This window comes from Candidatus Collinsella stercoripullorum, assembly GCF_027669965.1.
Classification (GTDB): domain Bacteria; phylum Actinomycetota; class Coriobacteriia; order Coriobacteriales; family Coriobacteriaceae; genus Collinsella; species Collinsella stercoripullorum.
In genome coordinates this window covers 1-410 of the sequence record NZ_JAQECM010000099.1, presented here as the reverse complement: position 1 = coordinate 410, position 410 = coordinate 1, and the positions used below count along the sequence as shown (strand labels likewise).

Sequence of the window (410 nt, the reverse complement as noted above, 5' to 3'; positions counted from 1 at the left end):
AGGAGAACACCGACCCGCCCGTGATCACGCAATCGAGCCCCGCCGCGCGCACGGCGTCCGCGTAGATGCCCGAGAACGTCATGCTCCCCAGCAGCAGCACCATGTCGCCCGCCGGCTGGCCCGCGTCCGCGAGCGCGCGGAAGCGGGCGGCCACGGCCTGCGCCTTGGCGCGGGCGCGCTCCTCCGAGGTGCCGCCCGCGACGAGGACGGCCTGCCGGCGCGAGGCATCCGCGACGAGCGCGTCGTCGCGTCCCTCGTGCGGCTCCAGGTCGAGGAAGCCCCGCATGAGGCCGCCGCGCTCCCCGTCGAAGATGCGCGCGACGTACTCGAGCACGAAGGCATGGCTGCGGAAGTTGCGCACGAGCCGCACGACGGCCCCCGCGGGTGCGGGGTCGCCGCAGGCCGGGCCC

1 pseudogene is annotated in these 410 nt (G+C 76.1%); it reads right to left on the bottom strand.

Features of this window, described 5'->3' with window-relative positions:
• A pseudogene (locus PHA29_RS10495) lies at positions 1-410 on the bottom strand (UvrD-helicase domain-containing protein); the annotation flags it as partial.